Genomic DNA, 16,615 nt, shown 5'->3' on the forward strand with positions numbered 1-16,615 from the left:
GGACAGTGCCGGAAACGGCCACCGGTCGTGAAACCCCCGGCGCACAGCGCGCGCTCCACGCACCGGGAACGCCGGGGGCCGCCCCGCGGGAGAGGACATCGCCGCTTCCCCGCCCTCCGGCTCTCCGTCCCCGGACCCGCCCTCCGCCTCCGCCCGGGCTCGACGGTCCGCGGCGTCGAGGAGACCCCGTCACCTGGTGACCGGCCGGCCGGGCGCCGACGCCCGGCTCGGGTCCTCCTCGCCGGCCCGCAGGCAGGCGATGCCGTAGTCGCCCGTCTCCTCGTCCACCGTGACGCCGTGGGTCTCGCTCCGGAAGCCAGGGAAGGCCCGGTCGAAGGACTCCAGGGCGCGCAGGTAGCGCAGCAGCGGGCCGTCGGCGGCGCCGGTCGACTCGCCGGGCATCAGGACGGGGATGCCGGGCGGGGTGACGGTGACCATGGCGGCCGCGACGCGGCCGGCCGCGTCGGCGAGGCGTACGCGTTCCGTGCCGCCGCGGATCAGCCGCTGGTAGCAGTGCTGCGGCGGCGCGACGGGCTCGGGGAGTTCCTGGAAGGCCGTGTCCAGCAGGGTGACCAGGTCGGTGTCGCGCAGGTGCCGGTGCATGGAGTGGCACAGCTCGGCGAGGGTGGTGCCGGCGTAGCGGCGGGGGTGGCGGTCGACGACGCCGGGCAGGACGCGGTCGAGGGGCGCGTCGGTGTCGTAGAGCGCTTTGAAGTCCATGAGGGCGTCGAGGAGCGTTCCCCATTTGCCTTTGGTGATGCCCATGGAGAACAGGACGAGGGTGGTGTAGCTGTCGGTCTTCTCGACGACGATGCCCCGGGTGGCGAGGTAGGCGGTCAGGACGCGGGCGGGGATGCCGGTGTCGGACCAGTGGCCGGTGGCGTCGATGCCGGGGCAGGTCAGGGTGACCTTGACGGGGTCCAGCATGCAGTGGCCCTCGGTGAGGCCGGGGAAGCCGTGCCAGTCGGCGTCAGGGGCCAGCTCCCAGCAGGATGGTTCGGTGCGCAGCAGGTCGGGCGGGGCGTCGGCGAAGTCGTGGGGCGCTCCGGTGCGGGGGTCGGTGACGGTGTCGGGCTGCCAGACGCCGAAGAACCAGTCGGGCCGGTCGCCCGCGGCCGTGATGCGCCGTCCGGTGCGGACGACGGCCTGCCGGAACCGGACGGCCTCGGTGATCCCTTCGTCGATCAGCCAGCGGCCCTGGGGGCCGTCCATCATCCCGGCGGCGACGTCGAGGGAGGCGAGGGCGGGGTAGAGGGGCGAGGTGGTGCCGTGCATCATGAACGCCTCGTTGAACAGCTCGTGGTCCACGGGCGCCCGGGGTGCGTCCCTGACGTGGACCATCGCGCTCTGCGAGAGCGCGGCGAGGAGTTTGTGCGTGGACTGGGTGGAGAAGACCGTGGGGCGGTCGGGGCCGGGGAATGTGTCGGGGCCGACGGACATGGCGTAGCGGCCGGCGTAGAGCGGGTGGAAGCGGGCGTAGGCGAACCAGGCTTCGTCGAAGTGCACCCGGGGGGTGCTGGGCGCGAGCTGCCGGGCGACCCGGACGGCGTCGTAACAGAGGCCGTCGTAGGTGGAGTTGGTGATGACGGCGTACTCGGCGCGGGGGTGCGCGGCGTCGGCGGCCAGCGGGTTGCGGGCGACGTGGCCGGCCACCGCGTCCGCCGCGGTCTCGGCCGGCGGCACCGGCCCGGCGAGCCCGTAGCCGTTGCGGGTGGGGACGAGGTAGACGGGCCGGGCGCCGGAGAGGACGAGTCCGTGGAGGACGGACTTGTGGCAGTTGCGGTCGACGAGGGCGATCTCGTCCCGGGAGACGCAGAAGTGGCCGACCATGCGGTCGGCCGTGGAGTTGCCGTGGAGGACGAAGTAGGTGCGGTCGGCGCCGAAGATGCGGGCGGCGTTGCGCTCGGCGTCGCCGATGGGGCCCGTGTGCTCGAAGAGGGAGCCGAGCTCCTCGACGGAGATGGAGAGGTCGCTGCGGAGCAGCCGTTCCCCGTAGTGGTCGAAGAAGGCGCGTCCGACCGGGGATTTGAGGAAGGCGACGCCGCCGGCGTGCGCCGGGGTGTGCCAGGAGTACTCGTGCGCGTCGTCGAAGCGGCGCAGTGCCTTGAAGAAGGGCGGGAGCACGGCTTCCCGGTAGGCGCGGGCGGCGCCGGAGATCCGGCCGGCGATGAACCCGGGGGTGTCCTCCAGCGGCCAGACGTAGCCGACGACGCTCTCCGCGACCCACAGCGGCAGCCGGTCGAGGTCCTCGTCGGCCTCGTCCGTGAGGACGAGGAAGACGGGCAGGTCCTTGAACCGCCGGCCGGCGCCACGGAGGACGGACGCGCCGCCCGGCTCGTCCCCGGCGTGGCCGCCCGCGGGCAGGTCCCAGGCCACCACGGCGGCGACGAGGCCCGCCTCGGTGCGCAGCACGGCGCGGGCGTCGGCCGCGGTGCCGGCCCAGCGCACCTCCAGCCCGTCGGCTTCCAGGGCGGCGCGGATCCTGCGCAGTTGCCCGCCGCGCGCGCCCTGGTCCCGCGGGTCCTGGTCGAGCGCGAACAGCACGGTGCCGACGGCCATCTCGTCCCCCTTGCGCGCGGTCCGCCCGGATCCCGATCGGATCATCGGGTCGTCCTCCGACCAGTCTGGCGCGCGGGGCGGCGCGCGACGGGCCGGGTGCGTTCAAACCACCCGTGGGTGGGGAGCCGTGGCGTTCCCGGGCGCGCGGGGGCGCGGCCGGGCGCCGGGCGCGGTCAAGAGGCTCGCGGCTCAGCCGCCCTCACCCGCCGGGAGGCGGTCCGAGGCCCGTACGGAGTGCAGGTGGACCAGCGCGTCGTAGGCCCGGGCCAGGGCGACCGGCTTCCGCGGCGCGGGGTAGGCGGTGCCGTAGTCGAGCGCGGGGCGCGGCGCGCGCAGCCAGTCGCGGGCGGGGGCGGGGACCGTGCGCAGGTCGAGCAGGTAGTCACGGTGGCGGACGCGGTCGAGGGTGTCCTCGTTGCCGCCGGGTGCCGCGGCCACGGTGAACCGCCGGACGTTGGCGTCCAGCATGGCGTCGTCGGCTCCGACGCCGTTGAACGTCCCGTGGTGGAAGGTGAGTCCGACGGAGACATAGCGCGTGCCGAGCAGGTCGCGGAGGAACGCGCCTTGCGTCTTGGGGTAGTTCACCGGGTCGCCGCTGCGGTAGCCGATGTGGCCGTTGTGGGCGGAGAGCAGGACTTTGCCGCCGGTGTTCTCCTGCCACCAGACGGTGTTGTCGGCCATCACCCGGTCGCGGTAGCGCATGCCCGCCGTGACGCCCCCCTGGCTGGAGAAGTCGAAGGCGTACTGGTCGGCGGTCTGCCGTATCGCGAGCGCGTTCCGTACGGCCCACCGGTGCGCCTCCCCCGCCGTCCGGCCGGGCGCGGGCCGCTGCTTCCGCAGGAGGTCGAGGGCGCGCGCGGCCCGGGCCGCGCGTTCCTTGCGCTCGGCGAGCGGCCGGGTGAGGTAGTCGCGCAGGTAGGGGCCGGAGGGTCCGGTGGGCCGCAGGTCCCGGTAGAGCGCGGTCAGTTCGGGCAGGACGGCCGGGTGGGCGCGCCGTACGTAGTCGAGGACGCGGTCGTAGAGGTCCGGGCCGGCGTAGGCGACGTCATTGCCCATGAAGCGGACGGGGTCGCCGGGGTGGGCGAGGTTCCAGGAGCGCATCCACTGGATCAGCGAGAGGTATTCCCGGGTGTTCCAGAGGAGGTAGGAGTCCTGGAAGTCCTCGCGCATAATGCGGCGCGGGTCGCCTTTCCCGTGCAGCACATAGTCGTTCAGCCGGAGTCCGGTGCTCCACGGCCCTTCCAGGGCGTAGGTGCGGAATCCCCGGTCGCGTACCAGGTGCCGGAAGACGCGCTGCTTGAGCGCGAAGAACTCGTGCGACCCGTGCGTCGCCTCCCCGATCCCCACCACGCGCGCGTCCCCCACCACGCGGTCCAGGGCGCGCAGATCGCCGTCCGGCCCGCCGGGTTCGGTGGTCCGCAGGGGGTGCGCGGCGCGCTCGATCGCTTGCACGACGGCGGCGTCGGCGCGGTCGGTGGCGGTGGCGGATGGGGCGGGTGGGGAGGCGAGGGCGGGGGTCGTGGCGGCGGCCGTGCCCAGGCAGAGGACGAGGCCCAGCAGAGCCGTGATCTGATGTCGTGTCATGCCGTTCAGCATCGGCGGCGGGTCGTACCGGCGGCCATCCGGAACGCCTCCGGTGACGGGTGGGGTTGTCCCCCGGAGGAGCCGAACCGGCGGGCGTTAGGCGCAGTCGCCCAGGACCACCGGCGATCCGGCGTTCGAGTACGTCTCGTAGAGGGTGATCGACTCCATCGGAATCGCCAGCACGTTGAGCCACATGAAGAGTTGCACTCCGACGGAGACCAGCAGCGCCGGCCACCGGCCCCCGAGCCGGGTGCCGTGCCGTCGGCGGAGCCGTGTCACCGTCAGGACGCCGACGATCACCGCTGCCACGCCGAGGGCCACCCCACCCCAGGCGGCGAGGTACTCCGTCATCGGGAACGGCATGTGCCGGCACGCGCTCTGCTGCCGAAAGGACCAGTCGTCCTGAATGTCCTCCGAGTGCAGGGCACTTGCCACCCCGAGAACGGTCATGACCGGCACGGACAGTGCGGCGAGCAGCGTGCCGGGCGTGACCGGACGCTTCCCCGCGGACATACCCGGGTCCTCGCCCGCCTGCCCGGCGGCGGGCGGGCGAGCGCCGCTCCCGCCCTGGCGTACCTGGTGCGCTTCTCCGCCGGTGTTCATTCCCCGCCCCCAATTCCTTGATCACCCTAATCGGGGTCCGCGGGCGCCGGGGCGTCGGGGGCGGGCCCTGGCGGCGAGGCCCGCCCGACTCCGACGGGCGGGACCCGCCGTCCGCCCGCCCGTCTCACCCCCGTTCCGCCCCCGCCGCCAGGGGTGCCCGGCGGAGGAGGGCGCGGGTGGGGAGGGCGGTGGCGGTGACGGTGAGGAGGACGGCGCCGGCCGTCAGGGTGAGGACGGTGACGGGTGAGACGTAGGGGGCGGAGCCTGTGACGCCCCGGGCGATGGGGACCAGCGTGATCCAGACGATGACGGCGCCGAGGGTCAGGCCGCTGGCGGCCACCAGGAGGGCCTCCCAGCGCATCATGTCGCGCACCTGGCGGCGGGTGGTGCCGGTCAGGCGGAGCAGGGCGACCTCGCGGCGGCGGTCGAGGACGGTCATGACGAGGGTGTTGGCGGCGGCGACGGCCGCGAAACCGCCGAGCACGGCCGCCATCACGGTGTTCGCCCAGGCGTTGAGCTCCTGGTCGCGGTCGGCCGCGGCCGCGAAGCCGGCCGCGTCGGTGACGGTGGTGCCGGGCGGGGCCAGTGCGGCGAGCCGCCGGGCGACGGCCGCCCGGTCCGCGCCGCGGGCCTCCTTGACCAGGACGTGGCTGTCGAGGGCGGTGGCCGCGTGGGCGGCGACGGTGGCCCGGGGCAGCAGCACCTCGCCGAGGCCGAGCCCCCGCTCGTAGGTGGCGACGAGCCGGGGCCGGACCCGGGTGCCGTCGGCGAGCCAGAGCGGGACCCGGTCGCCGGGTGTGACGTGCAGGCTGTCGGCCAGGGTGGTGGCGACGGCGACGGTGTCGGACGAGGTGCCGAGCCCGGCCAGGGAGCCGGTCCGGACGCCGAGGTCGAGGACGGCGGGGAGCCGGGCCGGGTCGCCGGAGACGCCGAGGGCGGTCGCGGACGACAGCCCGTCCCCGGCCTTGTGGAGGGTTCCGGTGCGCAGGACGCCGACGGCGGTGTCCACGCCGGGGACGCGGTCGGCGCGTTCCGCGGTGGCGGCGGGCAGCCCGGGGCCGGTGGTGGTGAGGACGCGGTCGGCCACGACGGCGTCGCGGACGTTCCGGTCGGCGACGTGGCGGATGGTGCCCTGGAGGAAGAGGAGGGTTCCGCAGAAGGCGGTGACCATCACGATGGGGGTGATGGCGGAGGCGAGGCGGTGCGCCTGGGCCCGGGAGTTGTCGGCGGCCAGCGACCCGGCGGCGCCCGCGGCGCGGACGCGCAGGGGCAGTCCGAGCAGGGTCGCGCAGAGCCAAGCCACCAGCGGGCCGAGCAGGGCGATGGCCAGCAGGAAGCACAGGACGACGCCGAGGGCGGTGTTGGCGGCGGTCTCGCCGTTCTGGTCGGCGGCGAGGCCGGCGAGGACCGTGCCGCCGACGAGGGCGGCCAGGCCGAGCGGGGTGCGTATCCAGCCGGGCCGGACGGGTGGGGCGGACGCCTCGCCGAGGGCCTGGCTCGGGCGCAGCCGCGCGGAGCGGCGGGCGGCGGCGTACCCGGCGACGAGCGCGGACAGCAGGGTGGCGCCGACGGCGACGGTCAGCGGTATGAAGCCGACGTCCAGGCGCACGCCGTCGGGGACGGCCCCGCGCTCGTCCAGCTCGCCGAACCACCAGTGGGCGAGGGCGAGCCCGGGCAGGATGCCCAGGGTGCCGGCGACCGGCGCGATGATCACCGCCTCGGTGGCGATGGTGCGGCGGATCTGCCGCGGGGTGGCGCCGATGGCGCGCAGCAGGGCGAACTCGCGGGCCCGCTGGCCGGTGGCCAGGGCCACCGTGCCCATGACGACGAAGACGGCCGTGAAGGCGGCGATACCGCCGAAGGAGCCGCCGATGCCGGTGAACAGCTCCCGGGCGTCGGTCAGCCCGGGCTCCTCGGCCGCGCCGCGCGCGTCGCCCGTCAGCACCTCGGGTCCGTCGCCGACGGCCTGCCGGACCTGGCGGGCGAGGGCGGGCGCGGCGGTGCCCGGCCGGGGGCGTACGGCGATGGCGTCCACGGCGCCCGGGTGGCCGGAGAGCCGGTCGGCGGTGGCGTCCGCGAACCAGGCGGTCGCCCGGCCCGCGCCCTCCCGGGCCAGGCCGGCGACCCGGTACGCCGCCGTGCCGCCGGGACCGGTGAGCGTGACGCGGTCGCCGGTCGCCAGGCGGGCGGCGCGCGCCGAGGCCGCGTCCAGGACCACCTCGCCGGAGCGCGGCGCCCGGCCGTCGGACAGCGGGCGGGCGCCCGGGGCGAGGGCGACGCCGGCGCTTCCGTAGGGCCGTCCGGTGAGGTCGGGGAGCGCCGCGCCCCCGGCCCGTACCGGGAACGCCTGCTCGGGCACGGCGGCGGCCACGCCGGGCCGGGCCGCGATACGTGCGGCGAGCGCCGCGGGCACCCGGCCGCGCCCGGGCAGCGCGGACTCGCTGGTCGACCGGTTCTCGCCGTGGCCGGTGGTGATGCGGACGTACGGGTCGGCGGTGACGACGACCGGGGTGTGGGCGTAGCGCTGGGGTACGACGTGGGCGGTGATGCCCGTCTGGAGGAGCACCCCGCAGGCGGTGATGATCGCCGAGGCGAACAGCAGCGCGACGAGGCTGCCCGCGAAGGAGGCGGGCCTGAAGCGGACGGAGGCCCGCGCGAGTCCGTTCGGCATGCGGCTCACACCGTCGCCGTCGGGGTCGGAGCCGGTGCCGGGGCCGGGCGGCGGTCGGCCGCGGCGGTCAGGGCGACCATCCGGTCGGCGACCGCCTGCGGGTCCGGGCGGGTCAGCTCACCGGCGAGCAGGCCGTCGGCGAGGAAGAGCACCCGGTCGGCGTGGGCGGCGGCCACCGGGTCGTGGGTGACCATGACGACCGTCGCGCCGAGCGCGTCGACCGCCCGCCGGAGCAGGCCCAGGACCTCGTGGGCGGACCGAGTGTCGAGGGCGCCGGTCGGTTCGTCGGCGAACACCACCTCGGGCCGGGTGATCAGCGCCCGCGCGATGGCCACCCGCTGCTGCTGGCCGCCGGAGAGCTGGCCGGGACGGCGCCGGCCGTGCCGGTCCAGGCCCACCTCGGCCAGCAGCTGCTGGGCCCGGTGCCGGTCCTGGCGCTCCCCGGCGAGGCGCTGCGGCAGGAGGACGTTCTGCTGCACGGTGAGCGAGGGGAGCAGATTGAACGACTGGAAGACGAAGCCGACGCGGCTGCGCCGCAGCTTCGTCAGCCGGTCCTCGCTCAGCCCGGTGATCGCCTCGCCACCGAGCAGCACCTCGCCGGAGCTGGGCCGGTCCAGCCCGGCGGCACACTGCAGAAAGGTGCTCTTGCCCGAGCCGGAGGGGCCCATCACCGCGGTGAAGCTCCCGCCGGGCAGGGCGAGGTCCACCCCGCGCAGCGCCTCGACGGCCCCCTCACCCCGCCCGTACCGGCGCCGCACGGCCCGTAGCTCGACCGCCGGGGCCGTGCCCTGGCGCTCCTCGGTGGGTGTGCGGTCGCGGCGCAACGCCATGGTGTCCCTTTCTCCGCCGGTGCTGTCGACGCCGTCGACGCTACGGATCGGGGACGGGGGCGGGCCATGGAGGCAGCCGGGCTCGGGCGGTGGGGTTTTCCCCAGGTCGGACGGGGGCGCTGCCCGGTCCGCCGGGGTTGCGGGAGGCGGGGCGCGGGGCCGGAGGCGGAGGCGGAGGCGGCACGCCAGGGCTGGCGGAGGCGCGGGGGCCGGCGGAGGCCCGGCGGGGCCGGCGGAGGCCCGGCGGGGCCGGCGGAGGCCCGGCGGGGCCGGCGGAGGCCCGGCGGGGCTCCGCCCTCGCCCGCCCCGACGACGACCACCGCGGGCCCGCGCGCGGGAGCCGGACGACCGGAGGTTCGGACGACCGGAGGTTCGGACGACCGGAGGCCGGACGACCGAGGGCCCGGGCGTCCGGCCGGCGCGTCACGGGGTGACGGCGACCGGAAGGACGGGCCCTTGGTGCGCCTTCGCGTCCTGGAGGGCGGTGAGCCGGCGGACGAAGAGGAAGGCGAGGACGGCCGCCACGATGTCGACGGCATCGGCGGCGATCAGCACCCCGGTGGCGCGGCGGATCTCCTCGAAGCTGTCGGCCCGGGCGTACATCCGGCCGCCCGCGCGCCCCAGGACGAGGGTGGCGATCCACAGGCCCCACCACCAGTTCATGACCGTGCGCGGGGCGCGGACCGGCGAACCGTCGGGCTGATACGGCAGGCTCGCCGCCCAGACGTCGTTGGCGATCTTCTTCGGGAACCAGAGGTTGACCACCGGCACGAACCAGCCCCCGATGCTCCAGCCCCGGCTCATCCGGTGTCCGTCCGGCCGGAACGCCTCCGCGTTGGAGCGCACGCGGTGGAACCAGACGAGGAACACGACGGCACAGGCCAGCAGCGCGGCCGTCTGCGTGGCGCCGGAGACGAACTGGAGGAGGTCGGCCCGGTCGACCTCACGGTCGGACAGCGTGCCGACGCCCTCGCCGATCGCCTTGTCCGCCACCCCGTACATATTGGTGCCGGCGAAGAGCGCCAAGACGTCGGTCAGGACGCACAGCCCCAGCAGCGCGGCGACCGCCCGGCCGAGCCCGACCGGGGACGCGAGGCGCGGCACGGGGCCGGGCAGGGGCCCGGGGTATGGGGGCGGCGGCCCGGCGAGGAGCGGCCCGGCCCCCGGCGCGGCCTCAGGCCCGCCGCCGTACCCCGGCCCGCCGGCCGGCGGGGTACCGGGGACCGCGCAGGCGGCGCAGCACCCTGTCGCCCCCACAGCCGGCGTTCTCTGACATATCGCACACAGCACCTACGACGACCTCGATCGTTTTCCGGCGCGCCGACAGGCGCGGACACAGGGAGTCACTGGTCATGCGAGGTTATCGGGCCCCTCGGACAGCGGGGCCCGGACCTGACGGAGACGGGCGCGCGGCCGCTGCCCCGCACGGGTGAATGACCTGCGAAAAGCCGCCATTGCCCTGATCATCGGAGGTATGGCGCTGCCCGTCGCCCGGCTCCCCGAGATCCGGCCCATGCTGACCGTCCCCGGCCCGCTGCCGGCCGACGGCGAGGACGCGGGCTGGGGGTTCGAGGTGAAGTGGGACGGGGTGCGGTGCGTGGTCAGCACCGCGGGGGACGGGACCGTACGGCTGATGAGCCGGGCCGGGAACGACGTGACGGCCACCTACCCGGAGCTGCTGGAGCTGGGCGCGCAGCTCCAGGGCCGGTCCGCGGTGCTCGACGGGGAGCTGGTGGCGCTGGACGAGCGGGGCCGGCCGGACTTCGGGCTGCTCCAGCGCCGGATGGGCATCGCCAACCCGCGCCGCGCGGCCCACCTGGCGATGGAGTACCCCGTCCACCTCATGATCTTCGACGTCATGCACCTGAGCGGCCGCTCCTTGCTCGGCGCGACCTACGGGGAGCGCCGCGCCATCCTCTACGGCATGGGGCTGACCGGCCGCAGCTGGTCCGTCCCCACCCACCTGGAGGGGCATGCGCGGCGGGCCTGGGACGCCACGCTGCGCCACGGCTACGAGGGCGTCATCGCCAAGCGGCTGGCCTCCCTCTATCTGCCGGGCGTGCGGTCACCCGACTGGCGGAAGGTGAAGCACCTGCTCACGCTCGACGTGGTCATCGGCGGCTGGACGGAGGGCCGGGGAGTGATCGCCGGGCTGCCCGGGGCCGTACTGGCCGGTGTGGAGGAGCCGTCCGGCCTGCGGTACGTCGGTTCCGTCGGCTCGGGCCTCTCCGGGCAGGAGCGCCGCGACCTGGCCCGCTACCTGGAAGCGATGGCCCGGGACGGCTCGCCGTTCGCGGGGCCGGTGGACGCGACCGGCGTCCACTGGGTGGAGCCGCGGCTGGTCGCCGAGATCACCCTTACCGGCTGGACCCCGGCCGGGCACCTCCGCCACCCCATCTGGCACCGGCTGCGGCCGGATCTGACACGGCCCGGGTGAGCGGGGACATGCCGGAGGGCGGCGGCACCCGGATTTCCGGTGCCACCGCCCTCCGGCGTTTTGTTTTCGCGTTCTCCGTCAGTAGGCGGAGTTCACGTTGTCCATCGAGCCGTACTTGTCGGCCGCGTAATTGCAGGACGCGACGATGTTGGCGACCGGGTCGTAGATGTCCCAGGACGTGCCCTCGACGTGGTACGCCTTGAAGGTGGGGTCGATGATCTGCAGCAGACCCTTCGACGGCACACCGTTGACCGCGTTGACGTCCCAGTCGTTGATCGCGTGCGGGTTACCGGTCGACTCCCGCATGATGTTCCGCTTCACACCCTCATAGGAGGCCGGGATGCCCTTGGCCTTCATGATGTCCAGAGCCTGGGAGATCCAGCCCTCCAGGTCGTTGCCGTACGCCTTCGGGGCGGGAGCGGCGGGGGCGGCCGGCTTCCGCATCGGCTTGCGGGCGGTGGAGCGGTTCGCGGCCTGCTTCTGCGCACGGTCCTTGTCCGCGGCGGCCTTGGCCTTGGCGTCCGCCTTCGCCTTGGCGTCGGCGTCGGCCTTGGCCTTGGCGGCGTGCTTGGCCGCGGCGGCCTCGGTCCGGGCCTGCTCGGCCGCCTTCTCGGCGGCGTCCGCCCGCTCGGCGTCCTGCGTCTGGGCGAAGGTCTCCGCGTTCCAGGCCACCGGCTTGACCGGCGCCGGGGCGGCCACGGCGTGCGAGGCGGCACCGAACGCGACGGCGGCGGCACCGGCGGCGGTCAGCGCCGCGGCGGAGAACTTGTGGGCCTTGGTCAGACGGGTATAGCCGGAGTGAGTGGAACGCATGAGAAGGGTGAACCTTTCGGATCGGGGAACCGCGACGGGCCTGGACCGGCGCAAAGAAAAGCGCCGTTCTCGGTCGGACGGCGCCGTGCGGTCCCACCATTCTTAGCGGCGGCCGAAAACCCCGACAAGCACTGTGACCTACTCCCCCGCATCGTTCATCCAGCCCCGAAAGGCCGGGAAATCCCCGCGACTTCGGGAACGCACAGCACTAAAGAAATCCGTATGTGACCGGGGCCCTATGCGCGGCCTCACAGCGGCCGCTGCTCCCCGTTGACGTCCCGCCACGTCCCGCCACGACCCGCGACCGAGAACGCGTCGGGCCGCGCCCCCTTCGCGGGGAGCGCGGCCCGGTGCCGTCGGCGCGTCGCCGTTACGCCTTCGGCGTCGCCGCCTCGCGCAGCTCCGCCTCGCGCTGGGTGCGGGCGACCCGGCCGCGGACCAGGAACCAGCCGCCGACCAGGGCCGCCGCGATCAGCGGCAGGCAGAGGATGGTGTCACGGCTGGCGCCCTTGTCGGCCGCCATCAGGCCCAGGACACCGGCGAGGAAGACCAGCGTGACGATCTGCGTGTAGGGCGCCCAGGGCAGCCGGTAGGCGGGACGGGAGACCAGGCCCGCCTTGGCGCGCCGCCAGAAGAGCAGCGAGCAGAGCATGATCATGCCCCAGGTGCCGATGATGCCGATCGCGGCGAAGTTCAGCACGATCTCGAAGGCGTTGTCCGGGACGACGAAGTTGAGGCCGACGCCCAGGACACAGAAGAACGCGGTGAGCAGGATGCCGCCGTAGGGGACCTGGCCCTTGTTCATGCGGCCGGTGAACTTCGGGGCGGAGCCGGACATGGCCATCGAGCGCAGGATGCGGCCGGTGGAGTAGAGGCCGGAGTTCAGGCTGGAGAGCGCGGCGGTGAGGACCACCAGGTTCATCACGCCGGCCGCGTACGGCACACCGATCTTGGACAGCACGGTGACGAACGGGCTCTCGCCGCCGGTGAAGGCGTTGTACGGCAGCAGGAGCGTGAGGAGCACGACCGAGCCGACGTAGAACAGGCCGACACGCCACATGATCGAGTTGATCGCCTTGGGCATGATCTTCTCGGGGTTCTTGGTCTCGCCCGCGGCGACGCCGCACAGCTCGACCGAGGCGTAGGCGAAGACGACGCCCTGGATGATCAGCAGCATCGGCATCAGGCCGGACGGGAAGAGGCCGCCGTGGTCGAGCATGTTGGACAGGCCCGGGGCGTGCCCGCCGACATCGTGCTGGCTGGCCAGCAGGAAGATGCCGATCGCCATGAAGGTGATGAGGGCGCCGACCTTGATGATCGCGAACCAGAACTCCATCTCGCCGAAGTACTTCACGGAGATGAGGTTCACGGTGAGGACGACCGCGAGGGCGATCAGCGCGAGGACCCACTGCGGGATGTCGCTGAACAGGTGCCAGTAGTGGGTGTACGTGGCGACGGCCGTGATGTCGGCGATGCCGGTGGTGGCCCAGTTGAGGAAGTACAGCCAGCCGGCGGCGAAGGCGCCCTTCTCCCCCATGAACTCACGGGCGTACGAGACGAACGCGCCGGAGGACGGGCGGTAGAGGACGAGCTCGCCGAGGGCCCGGACGACGAAGAAGGCGAAGACGCCGCAGATCGCGTATGCGATGAAGAGGGAGGGTCCCGCGCTCGCGAGCCGGCCGCCGGCGCCCAGGAAGAGGCCGGTGCCGATGGCTCCGCCGATCGCGATCATGTTGACGTGGCGGGACTTGAGGTCCTTGCTGTAGCCCGCGTCACCGGCGTCCACGTGCGTGGACGTCGTGACCGGGGCGGACACACCGGTGGGCGTGTCGGCCGCAGTGAGAGTGCGGTCGCTCATGTATGTCTTCGCCTTCGTTCGTGGGGGCAGGACCGGAGGGCGTCCCGGCAGGGGACACCGCCCGGGCTCCGGCTGGCGACGCCGGTCCTGGTGATGCAGAAGGTGTGAGCGGGATGGGATGGATCGGGAGTCCGGGACATACGGAAGTGGGGGGTGGACTCCTCCCGCCGGACGTCGGACGTCAGCGCCCCGAGGGGTGCCGTCGCCCCGTGGGGCGATGTCGGAGGACGCCGTGCTGCCGGCGCGGGTACGCCGCGGCGATCTCCTGGGTGTCTGACGAGTCCATGCGGGAATGGTGTGAGGCGCGTGAAGGTGCCGTCAAGAGTTTGCGGAGAATTGACATTTTTGAAAACTCACGCTAAGTAACCCACGAACGGCAAGATTGCAGGTCACGAGCAGGGCACGGAGGGCGTTCGACTACCATGCGCAACGTTTCCGGCGGTAAGGCGCATCCGCCGCCGTTTTCCCGGCCTCCCCCGGGAAGAGGACGGATTCCTGCCGGGACCGGTCCGAAGGATGCAGCGGCCGATCGCCCCGCCGGACGACGCCGGGCCGGTCCCCCGCCGGAAGAGTGTCGTCCATGACACACCGACCCGTCACGAGGGTGTCCCTCGTCTCCCCGCTGGCCTGCGCGGCGGTGCTCGCCGCTCTCGTCCCCGCCGCCGGCGCGCAGGCCGCGCCCGTCCCCGCCGCGCCCCGGCTGCTGGCACCCCAGGGCACCGGGCTGCTGCCGAACCTCGACGACGACGCCCGCCGCTGCACCCTGCGCCCCGGCGACCTGGACCGGCTGGACGTGGCCGTGGACGAGCGCCTCGCCGCCTGCAACGACGCCGCCGACGAGGTCGTGAACGGCGCGGCCGACCTGGACGACCTCACCCCGCTGCGGGTGCCGCCGGCCGCCGCCGGCCCGCGGGCGACCGCCCGGGTGTCCGTCCCGGCCGCGCAGGCCCGCTACGCCCGGATCTTCGTCGAGCGCGGCGGACGGTACGTCTCGCTGGGCGCCGGCGGCCCGCTCCGGGCCGACGAGCTGCGGCACGGCGTCCGGCTGGCCGTCGAGGGCCGCGACGTCGTCCGGGACCGGGCCCGCTGGGACGGCCGCGTCGACGTCACCCTGACCGTCACCGACCGGGGCGCCACCCGCGCCGCGTCCGTACGGCTGCGCGTGGCACCCGTCCTCCTCCAGCACGACCTCCAGCCGGCCCGGCACGTCTTCGCCGCCGCCCCCGGGCCCGGCACCGGGCAGCCCGCCGAGGTGCCGGTCTCCGGCCGGCGCCCGGGCGGCTGGGACGCCTTCGCCGGCTCGCTGCGCGAGGCGGCCCGGGACTCCGGCCTGCCCGCCCGCGCCCTGCGCTTCCAGCCGGGGACGGCCGAGTGGTGGCGGGACGTGTGGCGGCAGGACATCGCCGAGCCCGGCTACGTCACCAAACGGACCCCCGAGGGCCGCCGCACCATGCGAATCCTGCTGCGCTCCCCCAACCACTGGACGTCCGCCGACGGCCGCGCCGACAGCCTGCGCCGGGCCGGCCGGCTGCTCTTCCGCGATCTGCGCGGGCCCGGTGTGGGGATCGTCCAGCAGTACACGACCCGGCGCGACGCGGGCGTGGACGAGCTGCTGAACTTCACCGGCAACCTGGAGTCCCTGCCGCCGTACCCCGGCCATCCGCAGGGCCGGATCCTCTACGGCAGCACCCCCGAGCGCCACCCCGACCCGTCGTTCGTGACCATGCTGCGGTCCCAGGGGAAGCAGGAACCGCTGACCCTCGACACGTCCTGGCTGCTGGTCGGCCACGTCGACGAGACCGTCCACGTCGTCCGGGCCGACAACGCGCGCGGCTGGACGCTCGCCTACTCCGACCCCCGGCTGGCACTGGACCTGCTGCGCCGCGCGCACCGCGCCGGGGAGGGCGGGCAGCGGCTGTTCGCGGACACGGACGCCCGGGACAAGCCGACCGTCGACCAGATGCTCGACTACGAGCGGCGGACCGGCGACAACGCGGACGCCGCGCGGCACATCGACGGGCAGCTGGCGGTGCTGACGCGCGCCACCGGGCTGCGGAAGGACGAACTCGTGCCGCTGCCCGTGCTGTACGCCAAGGAGGACGCGGGCGGCGGGGTACGCCGCCACCTCGCCCTCTCCCCCGCGCTCGCCAACGGACTCTCCCTCACCGCACGGGACTTCGCCCCGCCGGCGCCGCACGGTCCCCGGGTCGGCGGCCGGGACCTGTTCCGGGACGAGGCCGAACGGCGGCTCCGCGCCCAGGGGGTACGGGTGCACTGGGTGGAGGACTTCTCCTGGGCCCACCTCGGCGGCGGCGAGATCCACTGCGCCACCAACGCGCTGCGGCAGGTTCTCTGACGGACCATCAGGTTATGCCGCGCGGCCGTTCGGGTGACGTACACATTGTGGGCTCCCCGGGGCGCACGGCAGAGTAGCGCCGGGCCATGACCGATGTGCCCCGAGAACACCGTGTTCGCGAAGCGGTCAGGAGAGCGCCATGCAGAAGATCACGTCGTTCCTGTGGTTCGACGACCAGGCGGAGGAGGCGGCCGCGCACTACACGTCCGTCTTCGACGACTCCCGGATCGTGCACGTCCAGCGCTACGGCGAGGCGGGGCCCGGGGAGCCCGGTTCGGTGATGACGGTGACCTTCGAGCTCGCCGGACAGCAGTTCATCGCCCTGAACGGCGGCCCCCGCTTCACCTTCAACGAGGCCGTGTCCCTCTACGTCGACTGCACCTCGCAGGAGGAGGTCGACGAGCTGTGGGCCAGGCTCGCCGAGGGCGGCGAGGAGGGGCCGTGCGGCTGGCTGAAGGACCGCTACGGCCTCTCCTGGCAGATCATTCCGCGTCGGCTGACCGATCTGCTGAGCGATGCGGACGCCGAGCGGGCGGGGCGGGTGATGCGGGCGATGCTGGAGATGACGAAGATCGACGTGGCGAAGCTGGAGGAGGCGGCGGCCGCGGAGGGGTGACCCGCCGGGCCGCCCGCCCTCCCCGGCCGCACGGCGACGCCGGCTGTGGGGGCGGCCGCTCGCGCCGGGGAGCGGTCCTGGCGGGGGCCGTTTTGGAGGGGGCCGTCCTGGCGGGGAACGGTCCTCGCGGGGAGCGGCCCTTGCGGGGAGCGGCCCTTGCGGGGAGCGGCCCTTGCGGGGAGCGGCCCTTGCGGAAGGGCATTCTCACCGGAAGGGCGCTTGCCGCCGGCCGTACTCGCCAGGAGCCGCCCCGCGGGACGCGGCCTTGGCCGCGATCCACACCGCCCC

At 74.3% G+C, this 16,615-nt stretch carries 11 protein-coding genes; 3 read left to right on the forward strand and 8 right to left on the reverse strand.

Features of this window, described 5'->3' with window-relative positions; all coding sequences use genetic code 11:
- Positions 1–189: 189 nt before the first annotated feature.
- The 6 genes from K7I03_RS01070 to K7I03_RS01095 all read right to left on the reverse strand — a co-directional run bounded on the left by K7I03_RS01070 (position 190) and on the right by K7I03_RS01095 (position 9,351).
- Positions 190–2,559, reverse strand: coding sequence for an Orn/Lys/Arg family decarboxylase (locus tag K7I03_RS01070; RefSeq protein WP_185945205.1), 2,370 nt, complete (start codon positions 2,557–2,559; stop codon positions 190–192).
- 189 nt (positions 2,560–2,748) lie between these two features.
- The gene (locus K7I03_RS01075) at positions 2,749–4,143 is read right to left on the reverse strand and encodes an erythromycin esterase family protein (RefSeq protein ID WP_185945198.1); all 1,395 of its coding nucleotides are present in this window, start codon (positions 4,141–4,143) and stop codon (positions 2,749–2,751) included.
- Between the two features lie 96 nt (positions 4,144–4,239).
- Complete coding sequence (locus K7I03_RS01080) at positions 4,240–4,746, reverse strand: hypothetical protein (RefSeq protein ID WP_185945199.1); 507 nt, start codon at positions 4,744–4,746, stop codon at positions 4,240–4,242.
- Positions 4,747–4,870: 124 nt separating this feature from the next.
- On the reverse strand, positions 4,871–7,417 hold the full coding sequence (locus K7I03_RS01085; RefSeq protein ID WP_185945200.1) for an ABC transporter permease: 2,547 nt from the start codon (positions 7,415–7,417) through the stop codon (positions 4,871–4,873).
- 5 nt (positions 7,418–7,422) lie between these two features.
- A complete protein-coding gene (locus tag K7I03_RS01090; RefSeq protein ID WP_185945201.1) occupies positions 7,423–8,247 on the reverse strand; it encodes an ABC transporter ATP-binding protein in 825 nt (274 codons plus the stop codon).
- A gap of 423 nt (positions 8,248–8,670) precedes the next feature.
- Complete coding sequence (locus K7I03_RS01095) at positions 8,671–9,351, reverse strand: DUF4328 domain-containing protein (protein ID WP_224346802.1); 681 nt, start codon at positions 9,349–9,351, stop codon at positions 8,671–8,673.
- 370 nt (positions 9,352–9,721) lie between these two features.
- Between K7I03_RS01095 and ligD the strand changes: the two genes are divergently transcribed.
- The gene (gene ligD / locus K7I03_RS01100; RefSeq protein WP_185945202.1) at positions 9,722–10,684 is read left to right on the forward strand and encodes a non-homologous end-joining DNA ligase; all 963 of its coding nucleotides are present in this window, start codon (positions 9,722–9,724) and stop codon (positions 10,682–10,684) included.
- 78 nt (positions 10,685–10,762) lie between these two features.
- Here ligD and K7I03_RS01105 read toward each other — a convergent pair whose 3' ends face one another.
- The gene (locus K7I03_RS01105) at positions 10,763–11,497 is read right to left on the reverse strand and encodes a transglycosylase SLT domain-containing protein (protein ID WP_224346803.1); all 735 of its coding nucleotides are present in this window, start codon (positions 11,495–11,497) and stop codon (positions 10,763–10,765) included.
- Positions 11,498–11,867: 370 nt separating this feature from the next.
- A complete protein-coding gene (locus K7I03_RS01110; protein ID WP_185944991.1) occupies positions 11,868–13,355 on the reverse strand; it encodes an amino acid permease in 1,488 nt (495 codons plus the stop codon).
- A gap of 580 nt (positions 13,356–13,935) precedes the next feature.
- Between K7I03_RS01110 and K7I03_RS01115 the strand changes: the two genes are divergently transcribed.
- Positions 13,936–15,711, forward strand: a complete 1,776-nt coding sequence (locus K7I03_RS01115; protein ID WP_185944992.1) for a protein-arginine deiminase family protein — start codon at positions 13,936–13,938, stop codon at positions 15,709–15,711.
- A gap of 139 nt (positions 15,712–15,850) precedes the next feature.
- A complete protein-coding gene (locus K7I03_RS01120; protein ID WP_185944993.1) occupies positions 15,851–16,327 on the forward strand; it encodes a VOC family protein in 477 nt (158 codons plus the stop codon).
- The last annotated feature ends 288 nt before the right edge of the window (positions 16,328–16,615 follow it).

This window comes from Streptomyces mobaraensis (assembly GCF_020099395.1).
In the GTDB taxonomy this organism is placed as follows: domain Bacteria; phylum Actinomycetota; class Actinomycetes; order Streptomycetales; family Streptomycetaceae; genus Streptomyces.

What these genes read in the sequence shown, in the direction of transcription:
- K7I03_RS01075 (WP_185945198.1), bottom strand. Translation starts at nt 4,143, where the DNA reads ATGACACGACATCAGATCACGGCTCTGCTGGGCCTCGTCCTCTGCCTG.
- K7I03_RS01070 (WP_185945205.1), bottom strand. Translation starts at nt 2,559, where the DNA reads ATGGCCGTCGGCACCGTGCTGTTCGCGCTCGACCAGGACCCGCGGGAC.
- ligD (WP_185945202.1), top strand. Translation starts at nt 9,722, where the DNA reads ATGGCGCTGCCCGTCGCCCGGCTCCCCGAGATCCGGCCCATGCTGACC.
- K7I03_RS01080 (WP_185945199.1), bottom strand. Translation starts at nt 4,746, where the DNA reads ATGAACACCGGCGGAGAAGCGCACCAGGTACGCCAGGGCGGGAGCGGC.
- K7I03_RS01115 (WP_185944992.1), top strand. Translation starts at nt 13,936, where the DNA reads ATGACACACCGACCCGTCACGAGGGTGTCCCTCGTCTCCCCGCTGGCC.
- K7I03_RS01105 (WP_224346803.1), bottom strand. Translation starts at nt 11,497, where the DNA reads ATGCGTTCCACTCACTCCGGCTATACCCGTCTGACCAAGGCCCACAAG.
- K7I03_RS01085 (WP_185945200.1), bottom strand. Translation starts at nt 7,417, where the DNA reads ATGCCGAACGGACTCGCGCGGGCCTCCGTCCGCTTCAGGCCCGCCTCC.
- K7I03_RS01090 (WP_185945201.1), bottom strand. Translation starts at nt 8,247, where the DNA reads ATGGCGTTGCGCCGCGACCGCACACCCACCGAGGAGCGCCAGGGCACG.
- K7I03_RS01110 (WP_185944991.1), bottom strand. Translation starts at nt 13,355, where the DNA reads ATGAGCGACCGCACTCTCACTGCGGCCGACACGCCCACCGGTGTGTCC.
- K7I03_RS01120 (WP_185944993.1), top strand. Translation starts at nt 15,851, where the DNA reads ATGCAGAAGATCACGTCGTTCCTGTGGTTCGACGACCAGGCGGAGGAG.